At 36.1% G+C, this 16873-nt stretch carries 19 protein-coding genes; 5 read left to right on the top strand and 14 right to left on the bottom strand.

Features of this window, described 5'->3' with window-relative positions; translation table 11 throughout:
• Positions 1–523 precede the first annotated feature (523 nt).
• Both H9650_RS14325 and H9650_RS14330 read right to left on the bottom strand, forming a co-directional pair.
• The gene (locus tag H9650_RS14325) at positions 524–898 is read right to left on the bottom strand and encodes a DUF3221 domain-containing protein (protein ID WP_144539433.1); all 375 of its coding nucleotides are present in this window, start codon (positions 896–898) and stop codon (positions 524–526) included.
• Positions 899–910: 12 nt separating this feature from the next.
• Positions 911–1378 carry a hypothetical protein gene (locus H9650_RS14330; RefSeq protein ID WP_144539431.1) on the bottom strand — a complete coding sequence of 156 codons (468 nt, stop codon included), beginning with the start codon at positions 1376–1378 and terminating at the stop codon, positions 911–913.
• Between the two features lie 411 nt (positions 1379–1789).
• Here H9650_RS14330 and H9650_RS14335 point away from each other — a divergent pair, with 411 nt between their 5' ends.
• The gene (locus tag H9650_RS14335) at positions 1790–2164 is read left to right on the top strand and encodes a nucleotide excision repair endonuclease (RefSeq protein ID WP_144539429.1); all 375 of its coding nucleotides are present in this window, start codon (positions 1790–1792) and stop codon (positions 2162–2164) included.
• A gap of 34 nt (positions 2165–2198) precedes the next feature.
• Here H9650_RS14335 and H9650_RS14340 read toward each other — a convergent pair whose 3' ends face one another.
• The 3 genes from H9650_RS14340 to H9650_RS14350 form a co-directional block, all read right to left on the bottom strand.
• Entirely contained in the window at positions 2199–3191 is a 993-nt protein-coding gene (locus tag H9650_RS14340; RefSeq protein WP_144539427.1) for an NAD(P)/FAD-dependent oxidoreductase, read from the bottom strand.
• Between the two features lie 34 nt (positions 3192–3225).
• Positions 3226–3618 (bottom strand): thiol-disulfide oxidoreductase DCC family protein, encoded by a 393-nt coding sequence (locus H9650_RS14345; RefSeq protein WP_144539425.1) that lies wholly within the window; start codon positions 3616–3618, stop codon positions 3226–3228.
• A gap of 182 nt (positions 3619–3800) precedes the next feature.
• The gene (locus H9650_RS14350) at positions 3801–4280 is read right to left on the bottom strand and encodes a TraR/DksA C4-type zinc finger protein (RefSeq protein WP_191697519.1); all 480 of its coding nucleotides are present in this window, start codon (positions 4278–4280) and stop codon (positions 3801–3803) included.
• Positions 4281–4412: 132 nt separating this feature from the next.
• Here H9650_RS14350 and H9650_RS14355 point away from each other — a divergent pair, with 132 nt between their 5' ends.
• Positions 4413–5039, top strand: coding sequence for a YfbR-like 5'-deoxynucleotidase (locus H9650_RS14355; RefSeq protein ID WP_144539421.1), 627 nt, complete (start codon positions 4413–4415; stop codon positions 5037–5039).
• A gap of 85 nt (positions 5040–5124) precedes the next feature.
• Positions 5125–5769, top strand: a complete 645-nt coding sequence (locus tag H9650_RS14360; RefSeq protein ID WP_144539419.1) for a GntR family transcriptional regulator — start codon at positions 5125–5127, stop codon at positions 5767–5769.
• A 109-nt stretch (positions 5770–5878) separates the two neighbouring features.
• Here the strand turns inward: H9650_RS14360 and brnQ are convergent, their stop codons facing one another.
• From brnQ to H9650_RS14400, 8 genes are all read right to left on the bottom strand, one after another.
• A complete protein-coding gene (gene brnQ, locus H9650_RS14365; RefSeq protein WP_154312167.1) occupies positions 5879–7240 on the bottom strand; it encodes a branched-chain amino acid transport system II carrier protein in 1362 nt (453 codons plus the stop codon).
• 223 nt (positions 7241–7463) lie between these two features.
• A complete protein-coding gene (locus H9650_RS14370; RefSeq protein ID WP_144539414.1) occupies positions 7464–7841 on the bottom strand; it encodes a Na+/H+ antiporter subunit G in 378 nt (125 codons plus the stop codon).
• The gene (locus tag H9650_RS14375; protein WP_144539412.1) at positions 7819–8103 is read right to left on the bottom strand and encodes a Na(+)/H(+) antiporter subunit F1; all 285 of its coding nucleotides are present in this window, start codon (positions 8101–8103) and stop codon (positions 7819–7821) included. The genes H9650_RS14370 and H9650_RS14375 overlap by 23 nt, the downstream gene beginning before the upstream one ends.
• On the bottom strand, positions 8103–8585 hold the full coding sequence (locus H9650_RS14380; protein ID WP_144539410.1) for a Na+/H+ antiporter subunit E: 483 nt from the start codon (positions 8583–8585) through the stop codon (positions 8103–8105). The genes H9650_RS14375 and H9650_RS14380 overlap by 1 nt, the downstream gene beginning before the upstream one ends.
• A gap of 18 nt (positions 8586–8603) precedes the next feature.
• A complete protein-coding gene (locus H9650_RS14385) occupies positions 8604–10088 on the bottom strand; it encodes a Na+/H+ antiporter subunit D (RefSeq protein ID WP_144539408.1) in 1485 nt (494 codons plus the stop codon).
• Complete coding sequence (locus tag H9650_RS14390) at positions 10081–10419, bottom strand: Na(+)/H(+) antiporter subunit C (protein WP_144539406.1); 339 nt, start codon at positions 10417–10419, stop codon at positions 10081–10083. The genes H9650_RS14385 and H9650_RS14390 overlap by 8 nt, the downstream gene beginning before the upstream one ends.
• The gene (locus H9650_RS14395; RefSeq protein ID WP_144539404.1) at positions 10419–10844 is read right to left on the bottom strand and encodes a Na(+)/H(+) antiporter subunit B; all 426 of its coding nucleotides are present in this window, start codon (positions 10842–10844) and stop codon (positions 10419–10421) included. Before H9650_RS14395 ends, H9650_RS14390 begins: the two co-directional genes overlap by 1 nt.
• A complete protein-coding gene (locus tag H9650_RS14400; protein ID WP_186318205.1) occupies positions 10834–13242 on the bottom strand; it encodes a Na+/H+ antiporter subunit A in 2409 nt (802 codons plus the stop codon). The genes H9650_RS14395 and H9650_RS14400 overlap by 11 nt, the downstream gene beginning before the upstream one ends.
• Before the next feature lie 530 nt (positions 13243–13772).
• On the opposite strand from H9650_RS14400, the gene H9650_RS14405 reads away from it, so the two are divergent.
• Positions 13773–14456, top strand: coding sequence for an adenine nucleotide alpha hydrolase family protein (locus H9650_RS14405; RefSeq protein ID WP_144539400.1), 684 nt, complete (start codon positions 13773–13775; stop codon positions 14454–14456).
• A gap of 159 nt (positions 14457–14615) precedes the next feature.
• On the opposite strand, the gene H9650_RS14410 is transcribed toward H9650_RS14405, so the two are convergent.
• A complete protein-coding gene (locus H9650_RS14410) occupies positions 14616–15773 on the bottom strand; it encodes an MFS transporter (RefSeq protein WP_191697570.1) in 1158 nt (385 codons plus the stop codon).
• Positions 15774–16141: 368 nt separating this feature from the next.
• On the opposite strand from H9650_RS14410, the gene H9650_RS14415 reads away from it, so the two are divergent.
• On the top strand, positions 16142–16840 hold the full coding sequence (locus H9650_RS14415; protein ID WP_225216097.1) for a YetF domain-containing protein: 699 nt from the start codon (positions 16142–16144) through the stop codon (positions 16838–16840).
• Positions 16841–16873: the final 33 nt, after the last annotated feature.

The raw sequence follows: 16873 nt of genomic DNA on the forward strand, positions 1-16873 counted from the left end.
GGTGATGGCATATCGCTCACCCACGGAAAGCGCCCTTCTAAAGCGGAATCAGCCTTCTATGGATGCTTTTCCTGTAACTTTGTATTGAGTTATTTATCCAAGCGACTTTCTCATTTCTATACAACTTATGCTTGAAGCAGCAGGCGGCGACTCCGGTGGAATGAGGGAGACAGATAAGACATCACAAACCGCCCAAGCGACGGTGATGGCATATCGCTCACCCACGGAAAGCGCCCTTCTAAAGCGGAATCAGCCTTCTATGGATGCTTTTCCTGTAATTTAGTATTGAGTTATTTATCCAAGCAACTTTCTCATTTCTATACAACTTATGATTGAAGCGACAGGCGGCGACTCCGGTGGGATGAGGGAGACAGATAAGACATCGCAAACGACGCGTAAGCAACGGTGATGGCATATCGCTCACCCACGGAAAGCTCCCGTCTAAAGCGGAATCAGCCTTCTCTTGCTGATTTTGAGTTAGAAAAAAAATCTCCATAGCGATAATCACTAAGGAGATTTGTATTCATTCATCTAACTTTTCAATTGTTTTAGCTTCACCTGAAGCTGGATGAGATTCTTGTAAAGACTCATATCCAACTTTAACTAGGTCATATAACTCGAAATCGTTGCGCTGAGCCATCGAAATTCTAAACCAAGTGGCATTTGTCCCAGCTTCTATCGCTTCTTCTACCGTTAACTGTGTTGCTTCCTCTTCAGTTAAATCTCCTACAACAAGGATACCGCTATCCTCCGTATCAATAATAATTCCAGTAGTATAGCCTATCGGCTGTGTTTGTGTAGGATTATTCTCGAAAAAGTTCATGATGAAGTAAAATGTAGCTCCGATAGCTACGAGTAAAATCGCTATAATAATTGCTACAGTCGATTTTCCCTTCATATGAAAACCTCCTTATCTTTTTCCACGTCGGAAGCCTTCTTCTAAAAGATAAGCTTTTGCTTCATCATAGGAGCCAAAACTTTCTTCTAGGTTGTATCCATGATAAATATTCCAAAGAGTATCCTCTTGTAAAAGAGTCAATTTAGAGCTTTCTTTGTTTGTCCACTCCTCTTCTACTTCTTCATCAAAGGCTTCTTCCTCCTCCGTTGCCAAGTAGTCAATAGAGTCTTTAATCATTTTACGAAGCTCATCTGCTGATACTTCTCGAATATTCACTAATCCTTTTTCTTTTGCTTCATATTGAGGAAGATCTCCAACATAAACAAAACCATTTCCGTTTGGATGTAAATGGTAGATTACTGTAGTTTTATCGTATAAGCTCTCTTCATAATGGTAGTTAACTCGCTTCATGGATACTTCCTTACGAGTTAGTTCCGGAAATTCTTGAATAATTGCTTCTTTTTCTTCAAATGTTAGCATATGATTCCTCTTTCTTTTCTTATCATTAGTATATTATTATACCATAAACTCTATCCTCTTCGCGTCCACCACTCTGCTACTATAACAAAACAAATGACAACAGCAATTGCTACTGCAAAAAACCAGTCTGGTAAGCTGCCCAAGTTATAATCCTCCTAGCACATCCACATATCTTACAATTGTGAATACTATTTTCTAAACCAGTTGAGGAAAATAACTTCTCCCCATCTTTCCTAGTGTCACTCTACCCTTTTTAGCATAATGCTTCTAACTATACATCTTTTTAAAGATCCTTATCTCTGTTGCTAAATTACCTTCGTACCTCGTAAGTTTAATCCTGCCTCTTTCGAATAGATATTACCGCTCCAATGTGATAAACTAAGGGACAGACAATAAGAGGACGTGAGAGAAATGATTAAAATCGAATTACCAAAACCAACTGTAACAATTACTCAACGTAAGCAAGCACTAAATGAAGGAGAAGTTGAAATACCATCAATCTACGGATTTATCGACTTCCACCAAATTCCTAGAGATAAAGGCGGCATTTTTATGTTTTATAACAAAAATGATGAGCTATTATTCGTAGGAAAAGCACGTAAAATTCGTCAACGCATTAAAAAACACTTTGAAGATAATGTTTCTCCAATGATTAAGCATCGTGAAGAAGTGTATAAAATTAGTGTTTGTGTAGTTGAAGAGCCAATGGATCGTGAAATATATGAAACATATGCGATCAATACATTAAAAGCAAAATATAACATCGATAAAGTATTTTACAAATAAAAATCTCATGCCTCCTAATAGAGGCATGGGATTTTTATTTGGATTCTTCAAAAAGACTGGTACTATGTTTTGGCTGCACTCGAGCTTTTGGGTCTATGAAGGCTTTAATATGACTGATTGCATTAGGGACTTCTCCAAATCCAACAGCTATTAGCTTTACTTTCCCAGCATGTGTACACACATCACCCGCAGCATATATTCCTTCTACACTTGTTTCCATCTTTTCATTAACTACTACTGAGTTCTTTTCCATCTCGAGGCCCCAGCTTTTGAGTGGTCCAAGCGAGGCAACATTTCCGTAGTTGACTAGCACATGATCTACCGGGATGTTTTCCTCTACCTTGTCCTTACTTACCACTACAACTTCTTGAACACGTTCTCCATCGCCTATTAATTCTTTGATTGCATACGAGGTTTTAACAACTACCTTTGAATTATCTAACTGCTGAACAGATTTTTCATGCGCCGTAAATTGCTCTCGTCGATGACAAATGGTCACACTGGAAGCTATGTCCTCTAGCATTAACGACCAATCTAATGCGGAATCCCCGCCACCCAAAACTAATACGTTGGAATTTTGAAAGTCATTTAAATCCCTGACTTTATAATGAAGGTTTTTTCCTTCATATTCCTTGGCTCCAGGCACAGTTAATTTCCGTGGTTGGAAAGAACCAACCCCTGATGTCAGGAGAATTGTTTTTGAATAATGAACCCCTTTATCCGTTTTCAATATAAAATACTCATCCTGCTTTTCAAGCTCGTTCGCAGTTTCCTCTAAACATATTGTAGGATTGCTGTAGGCAGCCTGTTCAACTAAATTAGCTACTAAATCTTTTGCCAAGATTTTAGGCAAACCCCCAATATCATATATATACTTATCCGGATAAAGTTCCATCAATTGACCGCCTAGCTCTGGAAGGCTGTCAATAATCTTAACCTTTAAATCACGGAGTCCAGCATAAAAGGAAGCAAATAAACCTGTAGGTCCTCCCCCTATAATTGTTACATCAAAAACTTCTTGCTTCATGTAATCAATCACCTCATCAATCTATTATTTACTTTTATAAAAAACGGCTTCGTACTTCTGGAGAAGGAAGCATACAACTATCCTTTTGACCAAACCATTTATATCTATTCTTTGCGATAAATTTGTAAATACTATTTCTAATTGGTCTTGGAACAAATATAAAAATATACATGTATCTCCATATTCCTTCTAAATTTCTACATACCCTTAGCGCACCATCAGAAAATTTATAGACTTTCCCGTCTTCTATGAGGATAAAACTGTCTATATTATGTGAAATACTGTATTGTTCTTTTAATTTCATTCCGGCATCGCTTTGAAGCGCAGCAAATTGAAAATAACCTTTAGAGTCTCTTTTGATTATAAATTGAACACTGGAATCACAAAAATTACACACACCATCAAACATTACGATAGCTTCTGCCATTTTAAATTCCTCCTTGCCTCTAGTGTATCAGAAAGAATTCAGGCTGTTAAATGAGAGTGGTTGATATTTCTTAAGACTTTTGACTGATGCTAAAAAAGACATTATTTCAACTTTCTACATAAAGTAAATACTAAAAAATAAAAATGATGCCCAATACCGTATTGGAATTGGCATCATTTTTATCATTTATCCTGCGGTGTATCTGATGATCCAAAGGCTTCCACATCTTCAAAGCTATTTTCAAAATCCCTGATTTCTCTTGCTTCTTTATCTACTGGATGATCAGTATCAGCATTTAGTCTATCCTCTTCTACAGGTCGAAGATCATTTACCTCTTGCTGCGCATGATCTACACAGGTTAGAGTTGTCGGAACAGCTTCTAATCGTTCAATAGGGATTTGCTTGTCACATACACTACATTTTCCATAAGTACCCTCATCTAAACCCTGTAAGGCATCTTTAATATCTTCTATCTCTTCTTCTGCATGCTTTCGCAGAGCCAATCTCGTATGTTGGTCAGTTAAATCAGTGGCATTATCAGCAGGATGATTGTCGTAATTAGACAACTCTGTTGTTTCAAATTCCTCATCATTATTTAAGCTTTCCTCTAGTTCGTTAAACCGATCAAGTAAATTTTCTTTTAACTTTTCATATTTCGCCATATCAATTCCTCCTTAACGTTAGTATTAGGATTACCCCAATGAAGGGAAAATAAAACTAATTAGAATTCTTGGAAGTTTCCACTACATGAATTTCGGCTATTTAGGTAATATAGAAGAAAGGAGTGATTAACAATGGGTATCCATCGTTTTTTTATGAGCATGAATGACTTAGAAAGAATCATTCGAGCACCAGGCAGGTTTAAATACGAGGAACATAACGTTGCTGCACATTCATGGAAGGTAGCTCAGTATGCTATGTTCTTTGGAACCATTGAAGAAAATAATGGTGCAGTGATTAACTGGAAATCCCTGTACGAAAAAACCATTAACCATGACTTTGCAGAGATTTTTATCGGAGATATTAAAACTCCAGTCAAACACGCTTCCCCGGAATTAAAGCAAATGCTTTCCCATGTCGAAGAAAAGATGATGGAAAAGTTTATATTAGATGAGATACCTGAAGAATTCCGTCCCGTCTTTTTCGACAGAATGAAAGAAGGTAAGGACGAAACAATAGAGGGTCGTCTACTAGAACTGGCAGATAAAATGGACCAGGTATACGAAGCCTTTACAGAACTCCAACATGGAAATACCGATCCTGAATTTATTAAGATGTACGAGACAGCCTTACGAAAAATATTACATTTGCCATTAGAAAAGAGTGTGGCCTACTTTAAAGAAATAATGCTTCAGGACATTATGGCAGAGGAATCTGTAATTGACGTTAAAAGTATTACGCTAAAAATTTTAGTAGAATAAGGAAATCTTTCAATAAAAACTGCGATATATTGTATAATATAGTGTATAATATGATTCAACTAGGAAAATATAAGGAGGCTGTCTCATGCCTATACCAGTCGATCATACTAAACCAGTTCGTACTACAGCGAAACTTCATGCATTTAATCAGCTTCAACAATGGATTATAGATGGTACTCTACAACCGGACGAAAAGTTAAACGATATAGAGCTAGCCCAAGCTTTAGGAGTTAGCCGGACACCCATTAGAGAATCTCTTCAGTTACTGGAATCGCAGGGCTTTGTAACGATGCAACCAGGCAGAGCAACACAGGTTACGCCAGTGGAGCCAGAAGATATCTATAACCTGCTTCCTCCATTGTCTGTATTACAAGCACTTGCAGCTGAACTAGCAACACCTAATATGGATGAAGAAACATTAAACCTGTTAGAACAAAAAAACAATGAATTTGCAGAAGCTCTGCATGCACAGAATTTTACAAAAGCATTAAAATTAGATGAGGAATTTCATCAGCTGATTGTGGATCGTGCTAATAATCCATACATATTCTCTATGGTAGAAATGCTTCAAGCACATGTTCGTAGACTTTACTATTATGAAAAAATTAACTTAAGGGAATATTCCATTGAACAGCATAAGGAATTAATACGATTATTCAAGGAAAAGGATATTCCAAAGCTAGCTGAAGTAATGCGTGCTAACTGGATTTATACCATTGAAAAATTCTAAAATTAAATAGTAAATAAGGGTGCACGTGATAGAGAATGCTACTTCCTATAAGATTTCACACTTAACTACAAAAGCCTATCGACAAAATTAGTCGATAGGCTTTTGAATATTAACTATTTAATGGTACTGGTCTCTTCCCATTTATTCGAGCTATAACACCTGTTATAAGAGTAATAATCACGAAAGGAACTATCCAACCAAGACCTACATCGTAAAATGGTAATACATTGTCATAGAAATCTAGGATGGATTCTAACCAACCAAAGTATTCGATTTCTAAAGAATCACATAGTGCTTTTAAGCCGTCAATTATGCTTATTAGGAATGTACAAATCATAACCGCTACGTACACAAATCGTGCATGATAAAACAACGGCGACAAGAAAGCTAGCAATATCAAAACAATAGCCAATGGATATAAAAGCATTAGTACAGGTACTGAGTAAGTGATAATATTCGATAAACCAAAATTAGCAATCACACATGTAAATACACTAAAAATGATTACAAATGCTTTATAGCTAATGGAAGGAATTAACGTATGAAAGTACTCTGCACAAGCAGTAGTTAATCCAATGCTTGTTGTTAGACATGCTAGAATAATTACAATTGCTAATAGAATAGCTCCAAAGGATCCAAAGTAATGCTCCGAGGCAGCGCTTAAAACTGGTCCACCATTTTCCATTATTCCGAACAAATCAACAGAAGTAGCTCCTAAGTAACCAATACCAGCGTATATTATTCCTAAAAAGAAGATAGCTATAGCACCAGACTTGGCAGTGGCCGCTAAGATGCCCTTCTTAGAAGTTACACCCATAGAGCGAACTGCATTTATCACAATAATACCGAATACTAATGAAGCTAACGCGTCCATTGTATTGTATCCTTCTGTGAATCCTGTCATAAAAGCATTATCAATGTAACTGCCCTGTGGCGTACTAAATTCACCCATAGGTTTAAAGATTACAAACCCCAATAAGATTAAGAGCCCTATTAAAATCCCTGGTGAAAGGTATTTCCCTACATTATCTACAATCTTGGATGGGTTCAAGGAAAGCCATAAAGTAAGACCAAAGAAAACGACAGTAAATATCAATAAACCGATTTGTGTATATTCTGAATTTACAAAAGGCATAATCCCAATTTCATATGAAACAGCTCCGGTTCTCGGTAAAGCGAAGAAAGGTCCAATTGTTAAATATAGCAAAGAAGTAAAAATCACAGCAAAAGTCGGATGTACTCTACTAGATAGTTCCTGTAAGTTTTTACTTCCTGAGAAGCCCATTGCTAAAGTTCCTAAGAATGGAAGACCGATACCAGTTATTAAAAAGCCTATTATAGCAAACCATAAGCTTGTACCTGCGTTTTGACCCAGACTTGCTGGAAAAATTAAGTTACCTGCTCCAAAAAACAAAGCAAATAACATTACTCCAATAACCAAATAACTTGAAAAAGATAATTTATTGTCCATTGTACTTGCCCCCTGTGATATAAAAAAATAATCATTACTTTTTATTTTGTTCTAGTTGTATTAAATACATGTGCTAAATGATTATTCATCATCACTTAATTGCTAATAACAATCATGATAATACTATGAATTTATACAGAATGCAATATATTATATAAAATTAATAGAACATTTATTTAATTTAAAACATAAAAAAATAGCTAGCTAATAAAAAATTTATTAGCTAGCTATTTTTCGCGTTTTCATCTTCTTCTTCAAATAGGATTTCCGTTAAAGAATTGTCGGAAGAATTATCTGCTAATTCTACATTTGACCGATAAGCAGCTCTTGTTAAAAGGTGACCCGCAACAGGAGCAGTTAAAAAAACAAATAGTATTCCTAATATCAAACGTACACTTACGAAGCCATCATGTACCCAGAAATAGATAAACGCACCTGAAAGGGTTAGTAATACTGCAACCGTAGAGCTTTTAGTTGCAGCATGTGAGCGAGTATAAACATCGGGAAGTCTAACAATTCCAATAGCGCTAATAACACTCATTATGCTTCCTAAAAGGACAATTACAGCAGCGATTAGCTCAATTATCTGACTTACGCTCAATGATAACCCCCCTTTCAATATATCGGGCAATAGCAATTGTACTGATAAAAGCTAAAATTCCTAAAATAAGAATTGCCTCCAGAAATGCCTTTGTCTTAAGTACAATAGAAACTATGGCTATTATAGATATTAGGTTAACTCCTATCATATCTAATGCTACTGCTCTATCTGGCATTGAAGGACCCTTTATAATTCGAAAAAGTGCGATTCCTATGGAGATTGCAAACAAAGAAAGTGAAAGTACTAATATTTTTTCTACCATTAGCGAGTCACCTCCATAATTGCTTTTTCGAACTTAGTTAAGGAACGCAAAACATCTGCTTTTGAAGCTTCCATATCCATCGCATGAATATAAAAGGTATCTCCCTCTGGATTTACTTCCATTACGACAGAACCAGGAGTTAAAGTAAGCAATAACGCAAGCGTCGTAATTTCCCATTCACTAGACAACTTCGTTCTATAAGTAAATATCCCTGGCTTAATCTTTAGCTTAGGACTTAATATTTGTTTACTAATAACTATACTAGATGTAGCCAATTCTCTGATAAAGATAAATATCAATTTAATAATTGCAAATAGACGCTTTAAATAAAATTGTGTTCCAAAAAATCTATGCATAAGGAATACAATCCCGATTCCTACGAAGAACCCACTTACAAAAGTTTGTAATTGTAACTCCTCAGTGTCCATGAGCAGAGTCCACAAAAACGCTATAAATAAATTAAGTAGAAATTGTGCTGGCATTGTTAATCACCTCTCCCATTACTCTTCTCCGCCTAATATCGCATCAATATATATGGCAGGATTAGACAGCGTATTTGCTGCATCAGTAACATATCCGGAAATTACCTCTGCTCCTAGTCCTAGCGCAAGCGTTCCAATACCTAATAGGAAAATTGGAAAAATCATACTAAACTTCATAGGAGTTTCATCCTCTAAGCTGATGATTGTTTCACCGAAAATAGAGTTTAAGAATATACGAAGTAAAGAATACAGAACTACTATACTGGAGAGGAATGCCAAAGCCAATAAAATATATGATCCTGACTCAATCGCCCCTTGTCCTACTAAAATTTTCCCTACGAAACCACTAAGTGGTGGAATCCCAGCTAAAGAACAAGTAACAACAAAGAACAGCCAACCAAGTAAAGGATAGTTTTTTATTAATCCACTAATTTCATTAATCTTTGTTTTCCCTGTTAAAGAAATCATCGTACCCACCAATAAAAATAGCATTGCTTTAGCAATCATGTCGTGCACTATATAATAAATTGATCCCTCAATGGCTACAGGAGTTCCTATCGCTAAACCTACAAGCATAAATCCTACTGCAATCACTACATTATAGGAGGCTATTAATCGTAAATCCTTATAAGCGATTGCTCCCATACAGCCTACGACGAGTGTAATTCCGGCCATAACACCAATAATCGTGTGAGTTACTAGCGTATCGTGATAAAAAATAATCGTAAAGGTACGGAACAATGCATAGATACCTACCTTTGTTAAAAGAGCTCCAAATAAGGCAGCGATTGCCATAGGAGGCGCACTATATGAACCTGGCAACCAAAAGAATAGTAGAAGCCCTGCTTTTATACTAAATACGACTAAAAATAGTATACCTATAGTTGTTAGCAAGGGATCTTGCCCTGCTTCAGCTACTCTTTCTGAAAGGTGTGCCATATTGAGCGTTCCAAGAGAACCATATAAATAGGCAAGCGCTAGTAGGAAGAACCATGAAGCAATTACATTAATCACCACATATTTAATAGATTCTCTTAGCTGGCGTTTTGTACCACCCAATGTTATTAGCACATAAGATGCCAGAAGCGTAACTTCGAAACACACAAATAGGTTAAACATATCACCAGTTAAAAACGATCCGTTTACTCCAGCTAATAGGAACAACACAAACGGATAAAAGTACATCTTCTCGTGTCTTTCTCCAATGGAAGAGAAAGCATACATAACACAAAGTGCAGTTACAATGCTTGCAGTAAGCACTAGTAGCACTGAAAACGAATCAGCAACAAATAGAATTCCAAACGGAGGCTTCCACCCACCAAAATCCAATCGAAGAATTCCTTCTAATTGAATCTTATTTAAGATAAATACACTAATCCCGGTGATTGATAACACCGTCAATAAAGTAATGATACGTTGCAGCTTAATATATCGATTAAAGAATACTAATAATACTCCTATCATTATAGGAATTATTAAAGGCAAGACAATTATATTATTCATCATTTGTTCCTCTCAATGCATCCAGGTCATCTGTGCCAATATCCTGATACGCTCGGTATGCAAGAACAAGTATGAAAGCTGTTACTGCAAAGCTTATTACAATAGCAGTTAATATCAAGGCTTGTGGCAACGCATCTGTATAAGGACCATCTGCTTCCTTTAACAAAGGCACATTCCCTCTTTTTAAATCTCCCATAGTCAATATGAGTAAATGAGCTGCATGTGATAACACCGCAGTCCCTAAAATTACTCGAATAATATTACGTGAAAGGATTAGATAAGTAGCAACGGCAACTAAAATACCGATCAATATAACCATAATTGTTTCCATTAGCTATCATCCTCACTTATGCTTAAAATTATTGTAACTAGCACCCCAACTACCGTTAAAGCCACTCCTGCTTCAAAGATTGTGACGGTTGTAAGCTCTGTTTTACCGAAAATAGGCAAATCAAAATAGGCAAATGATTGTGACATAAATGGCACCCCAAATATCAATGAACCAAAACCGGTTGCTGTTGCTAATAGCACTCCCACAGCAGCTACTAGCTTAAAGTCTAAGGGAAGACTATTATGAACCTTTTCTATGCCATTCGATAAGTACAGCAGAACAAATGCTGAGGCTAATACTAAGCCTCCGATGAAGCCTCCTCCCGGCGTGTTATGACCTGAAAGAAATAAATAAACCCCAAAGGTTAAAATAATAAACACACCTATTTTAGCAACATTTCGAAGAATAACATCATTAATTTTCACTATCGGTATCCTCCTTTTTTGCTCTAAGCTTAATCATGGTATATACACCTAAGCCAGCTATAAAGAGAACGACTACTTCTAACATAGTATCAAAGCCACGGAAATCCCCTAATATAGCATTAACAATATTAGTTCCTCCAGCTAAATTATAAGCATCTTCAAATAGGTAAGAAATCCTTTCAAACTGGTCATAATTTAACACAGACAAACCAACTAAAACTACTACTAGCCCTACCCCGATTGATATAATGGCATTCATGTTCTTGGTTTTCAAGGATACTTTTTCTTTTTTCCAATCTGGTAAATGAGAGAACGCCAATAGGAAAAGTGCAGTGGTTACTGACTCAACTACCAATTGTGTCAATGCGAGATCAGGAGCTCTGAATATTACAAAGAAAATAGCTACGGTATAACCTAAAACTCCATTGAGTAAAGTTGCAGTAATTCTCGATTTAGCACGTAGCATGGCCAAGCTAGCAATTACCATAATAATCACCAAAATAATCTCATATGCACTAAACTTAGCACTTGGGGTTGTATCAACTGAAAATGCTCCTGAAATTATTAAATAGCCACCAACTGTCACAATAAAGAATATATAAATATATAGAAGATAGTCTCTTAAATAACCTGTCATATAACTTTTCGTTGTAACTGTAGACTGCTTCTCTGAAAAATTTAAAAAGTTGGTATATAAAGCATTAAAGGAATATTTCTGTGGTAATATGCTATAAATTGGTCTCCAATATTTTAAAATCTTAAAAAGAAGAAAACCGACAACTATTACTCCAACTGTCATCTGTAGCTCCGTATTAAAACCATGCCATGCGTAAATAGAGGGTGTTAGTTTCTCCGGATCACCAAAAGTTGGATAGATACTAGCCATTGCTGGCTTCAATATATAATTCCCTAATATATTTGGAAAGAAAAATATACCTACAACAAAAACGCTTAATATGATTGGCGATATAAGCATACCAATCGGTGCTTCATGAATCGGTTTATCCAGTTTTTCCGGCTGTGCATCACCCAGAAAGGTTTTAAAGATGAAAATCATACAATATACAAACGTTAGCACACTCCCTATCCATGCGATGACCGGGAAAATAATACCCCAATTTTGCAAGGAGAAGACATCTGCCTCCATTATATAAACGGTAGCCGTAAAAAACATTTCCTTACTTAAAAATCCATTAAATGGCGGCAATCCTGCCATTGATAAGCTACCAATTGTCCCTACTGTAAAAGTAATCGGCATTAAAGTCATTAACCCGCCTAATCTTCGAATATCCCGTGTTCCAAGCTCGTGGTCAAGGATACCAACAACCATAAACAGAGCACCCTTAAATGTGGAATGATTAATCATATGGAATAGTGCTGCAAAGGTGGCCTGAGTATAAATAACCGAATCCTCAGAGTAACCATATTGTAATGCAACTGAACCAAGACCTAGTAAACTCATAATTAGGCCAAGCTGACTAACTGTGGAGAAAGCAAGTAATGCCTTTAAATCTGTTTGCTTAACTGCATTAAAGGACCCCCAGAACATGGTGATCATCCCAACAATACTAACTGTCCAAAACCATATTTGGTCTACTCCAAATATTGGTGTAAAACGCGCCACCAAATATATTCCTGCTTTAACCATAGTTGCTGAATGTAAGTAAGCACTAACTGGTGTCGGCGCTTCCATCGCATCTGGTAACCATATGTGGAATGGAAACTGAGCAGATTTAGTGAATGCACCCAACAGGATTAAAATCATGGCAGGTACGAATAAATGATGATTCGTAATTTCCAATACCATCGGAATGATTTCTCGAATACTGAAGGTGCCAGTCATTGTATGCAGCATGATAAATCCTACTAGCATTGCTATACCACCGCTGACAGTAATAAGCATAGCCTTTTGAGCCCCACGTCTAGAAGCATTACGATGGCTCCAGAAGGCTATTAATAAGAAAGAGGAAACACTCGTTAGTTCCCAAAACACATATAAAACCATCAGGTTATCAGAAAACACTACACCTAGCATGGCTCCCATAAATAACAAGAGGTAACAATAAAAATGATGTAAAGATTCCTTAGTGGAAAGATAAAAAATAGAATATAGTATAACTAAACTACCTACACCAGTAATAAGTAAACCTAATATTATACTTAGACCATCTAAATAAGTAGTGAAGTTTATATCTAATGAGGGGATCCAGCTATATGTGTGAGAGTATGTTTTTCCACTTGCAATTGAGGGAATATAGCTTGCAAGCATTGCAAACAAGATGGTCGGTACTAGCAACACAAACCAACCAATATGTATTTTTTTAAAATTCCTATAAAAAATCGGTATAATTGCGGCTACTATAAAAGGTAAAATAATAGCAAAGTTAACAGAAAACAAATTGTAACCTCCTATTTCCATATATTGAGGGTATTTTCTATATAGAAAGATTTATTTCATTTGAAAGAGAGACTTGACTATAAGGGTAACTAGTTGCATAATAGGATTCCATATGGGGTTCCAATAAGAGCATTAGTTGAAACAGGGGTGTTTACCATTGCTGAATTTAAGCTAACTTGTTTGGTGTGATTTATAACGAAATGAGTGGCTACAAAACGTATAGACAAGGACAGTTAATAGTCCTATTTATAGAGGGTATGTCCAATGCATAAGAGGTTAGGAGCAAAACAATCCTCTATGCAAATTTTAATAGTGAATCAAAGACAATTTTTTTAAAACATTTAGAGCATATGGTAAATCTTTAGAACTCCTTAAAAATAATTAATAGTATTTTCATGATTTTCCTAAGTAAATTATACACTAAATGATGCATCTCTGCACTTCTGGTGTTTACAATAGCTTATAATTTGCAATATTTTATACATGTTACTAGAATAGATGAGACTATAATAAATGAGGTGTAGACAACCGTGAAACGCGTAAAAGGTAGAATGGACGAAAGTATACTTGTCTGCGTATACTATGGACCAAATGGTGAACGACTCATTAGAAGAGGACACAAGATGGCAAGTATTATGGACTGTCCACTCTATATCTTAACTGTGGATCCACTTCCGTACGATGCTTTCGATGCGGAAAAATCAGGATACGTAGAGCAGTGGAGATCTTTAGCAGATGAACTAGACGTGGAAGAATTTATCATCCGTGATAATGAAAAGCGTCCTTCTCCTAAAGTGATTAAGGAAGTAGCACATCAATTTAATATCACCCAGATTATTATCGGACAAACAGCTCAGAGCAGATGGGAAGAAATTACGAAAGGCTCCTTTATGAATGTACTATTAAAGGAAATCCCATTTGTAGATTTCCATGTGGTTTCGGTGGAACGTGCGATAAAAGAAGAAGAAGAAGGAATATTTGAAAAAGGTGTAAGAGCCTATTTGGTGAATGATGGAGATACTTATAAAGTATCCTTTACCTGTGCAAAGAATATGTGTCAGGAAGGAATTTTCTTTAAAGAAATTGGTACAGATTTTGATAATGGGATATTCAAATTTATGCATAATAACAAAATGCAGCAAGTTCATATCCAAGACAATCTAGTAACTGATCCATCTCAAGTTCCAGCTGATTGTAGACTAAAAGCAAGATAATATATAAGAGCAATCCTTTATGGATTGCTCTTTTTTTGTAAATATGAAAGCTCGGCGCTGCTCCTGCGTAAGCTCGCTACAAACAAGAGCGTTTGGAATGACTAAGGAACTGTCCCTTCACTTTTCTCCATTTAACTGACACAGGCGCTTGCGCTTTTCTTATGCCGCAACCTTCCCATCCTTTGGTAGAGCAAAAGCTACTAATCCTAATATAGGAAGAAGCGACACAACCACCATAGTTGAATACACTCCTATGTAATCCATAAGAATACCAATAACTACTGCTCCTATAGCTCCCATTCCAAACGCCAATCCAACCGTAAGACCAGCCATTGTTCCAATTTTGTTCGGAACTAGCTCTTGTGCGTAAACAACTGTCACGGAAAAACTGAGCATGATTGAAAATCCAATAGCAGTTAGTAGTATTAAAATAGCCCAAACAGGCACATAAGGTAATACAAGACACAATGGTATTGGTACAATGGTTGAAATGACAATCACTTTTTTTCTTCCAATCCTATCAGCCATCGGACCTCCAAAAAACGTCCCCACTGCCCCCATAGCTAAAAACAAGAAAATAATTAGTTGGCCTTTATCTGTTACGAAGTTATAGTTTTCCGTCAAATGAAAAATATAAAAGCTAGTAATATTCGTAACATAAAAAGAGCGCACAAAAATAATTATCATTAAAAGCCCTAGTGCAATCCCTACCTGTTTCTTAGTCAATACAGGCAAAGAAGATATAAATGCTTTTTTCTTAGCACCTAAACCCGCTTCTCTTAGTTGTTCCTTATACCATCTAGAAATTTTACTCAATATAAAAATACCTATCGCAGCAACGATTAAAAATAACGCAGCTCCTCTTTGTCCAAGCGGAAGTAGTATGAATCCACTAATAAGAGGGGCTAAAGCTTGTCCAGAATTCCCTCCAACCTGATAAATCGATTGAGATAGTCCTCTTTTATTCCCCGCTGCCATATAAGAAACCCTAGACCCCTCCGGATGGAATACTGCTGATCCCAAGCCTAAAAATATAACAGCTACGAGTATTATCCAGTAATCTGGTGCAAAAGCTAATCCTGCCACACCGATAAAAGAACTTACCATTCCTAGAGGAAGAGCATATGGCATTGGCTTTTTATCACTTATAAAGCCAACCACTGGCTGTAGTATAGAAGCAACTATATTAAGGGAAAATGTTATAAATCCTAACTGAGTAAAGGTTAATCCAAGTTCACCTCTAAATATTGGAAACATAGCTGGGACAACAGATTGTAAAGTGTCATTAAAAAGATGACATATTCCCATAGCCACCATAATAGGATAGACAGGATTCCCCTGCCTATTCAGAGTTTCTGTTTGCGACAATTTACCACACCTCCCTATAAAAATAGTTTTTGGATCAATTTTATAATTGCTATCTATATGAAAAACACGAACAAAAAAAGAATATAAATGATTTCCACTTTAATCGGTCATTTCTCATTTAGCTGATATCGTCGCAGCTTTTACAATCAAAAAGTTATAAATATTCATGTTTAATAGTAAGTGCAATTTATGAAAATAACCCAATTTAGTTATTATATCGCAAAATCATTGAATTTATAAAATTTTCCTAAAAGAGAATAGTTAGATGCTAGTGGGTCACAATACATAGAAGTATATTAAAAGGAGTATTGATCACAATGGCTGATATAAGTTTTTGGGAAATGATTTGGAGAACTACCATCTCATTTGCAGTTTTGCTTTTTTTAGCACGCATAATGGGAAAGAAGCAGATAAGCCAATTAACTTTCTTTCATTACATTACAGGAATAACTATAGGATCTATCGCTTCGGAAATTGCTTCACAAAAAGAAACTCCCTTTGTGGACGGAATTATATCACTAATATGGTGGGCAGTACTTACAATCCTTATGACATATCTTTCACAGCTTTCCCCTAAGTTGCGTCTGCTTTTAGATGATGAGCCAACAATTATCATTAAAGATGGAAGAATATCTCTAAAATCCTTAAAATCTTCTCGCATGAACATGGATGATGTAATGATGTTATTAAGAGAACAATCCATCTTTTCTATAGACGATGTCCAGTATGCAGTATTAGAAACAAATGGAGAGCTAAGTGTGTTTAAAAAACCTGCAGAACAAAATGCAACAAAACAAGATGTGAAGGCAGACGTTTCCATGCCCACTTATATTCCAACCGAAATTATATCAGACGGTAAAATTGTACGGAAAAATCTAAAAGAATTGAAACTAGACGAAGAATGGGTAATGAAGAAGTTGCGCAAGCACGGGGTTCAGTCAGTCGATGAGGTATACTTTGCACAATTACAAACAAATGGATCCCTTTCGGTTAACCTAAAAAATAATAGTCTATAAAATAACCATGAAGACAACAAAAGGTATGGGGAA

It is taken from the genome of Psychrobacillus faecigallinarum (genome assembly GCF_014836595.1).
GTDB classification, from domain to species: domain Bacteria; phylum Bacillota; class Bacilli; order Bacillales_A; family Planococcaceae; genus Psychrobacillus; species Psychrobacillus faecigallinarum.

Coding starts and splice junctions, on each gene's coding strand:
- H9650_RS14335 (WP_144539429.1), top strand. CDS start 1,790: ATGATTAAAATCGAATTACCAAAACCAACTGTAACAATTACTCAACGT.
- brnQ (WP_154312167.1), bottom strand. CDS start 7,240: ATGGACAATAAATTATCTTTTTCAAGTTATTTGGTTATTGGAGTAATG.
- H9650_RS14350 (WP_191697519.1), bottom strand. CDS start 4,280: ATGGCGAAATATGAAAAGTTAAAAGAAAATTTACTTGATCGGTTTAAC.
- H9650_RS14410 (WP_191697570.1), bottom strand. CDS start 15,773: ATGGTGGCTATGGGAATATGTCATCTTTTTAATGACACTTTACAATCT.
- H9650_RS14385 (WP_144539408.1), bottom strand. CDS start 10,088: ATGAATAATATAATTGTCTTGCCTTTAATAATTCCTATAATGATAGGA.
- H9650_RS14340 (WP_144539427.1), bottom strand. CDS start 3,191: ATGAAGCAAGAAGTTTTTGATGTAACAATTATAGGGGGAGGACCTACA.
- H9650_RS14360 (WP_144539419.1), top strand. CDS start 5,125: ATGCCTATACCAGTCGATCATACTAAACCAGTTCGTACTACAGCGAAA.
- H9650_RS14415 (WP_225216097.1), top strand. CDS start 16,142: ATGGCTGATATAAGTTTTTGGGAAATGATTTGGAGAACTACCATCTCA.
- H9650_RS14375 (WP_144539412.1), bottom strand. CDS start 8,103: ATGGTAGAAAAAATATTAGTACTTTCACTTTCTTTGTTTGCAATCTCC.
- H9650_RS14325 (WP_144539433.1), bottom strand. CDS start 898: ATGAAGGGAAAATCGACTGTAGCAATTATTATAGCGATTTTACTCGTA.
- H9650_RS14330 (WP_144539431.1), bottom strand. CDS start 1,378: ATGCTAACATTTGAAGAAAAAGAAGCAATTATTCAAGAATTTCCGGAA.
- H9650_RS14390 (WP_144539406.1), bottom strand. CDS start 10,419: ATGGAAACAATTATGGTTATATTGATCGGTATTTTAGTTGCCGTTGCT.
- H9650_RS14355 (WP_144539421.1), top strand. CDS start 4,413: ATGGGTATCCATCGTTTTTTTATGAGCATGAATGACTTAGAAAGAATC.
- H9650_RS14380 (WP_144539410.1), bottom strand. CDS start 8,585: ATGCCAGCACAATTTCTACTTAATTTATTTATAGCGTTTTTGTGGACT.
- H9650_RS14345 (WP_144539425.1), bottom strand. CDS start 3,618: ATGGCAGAAGCTATCGTAATGTTTGATGGTGTGTGTAATTTTTGTGAT.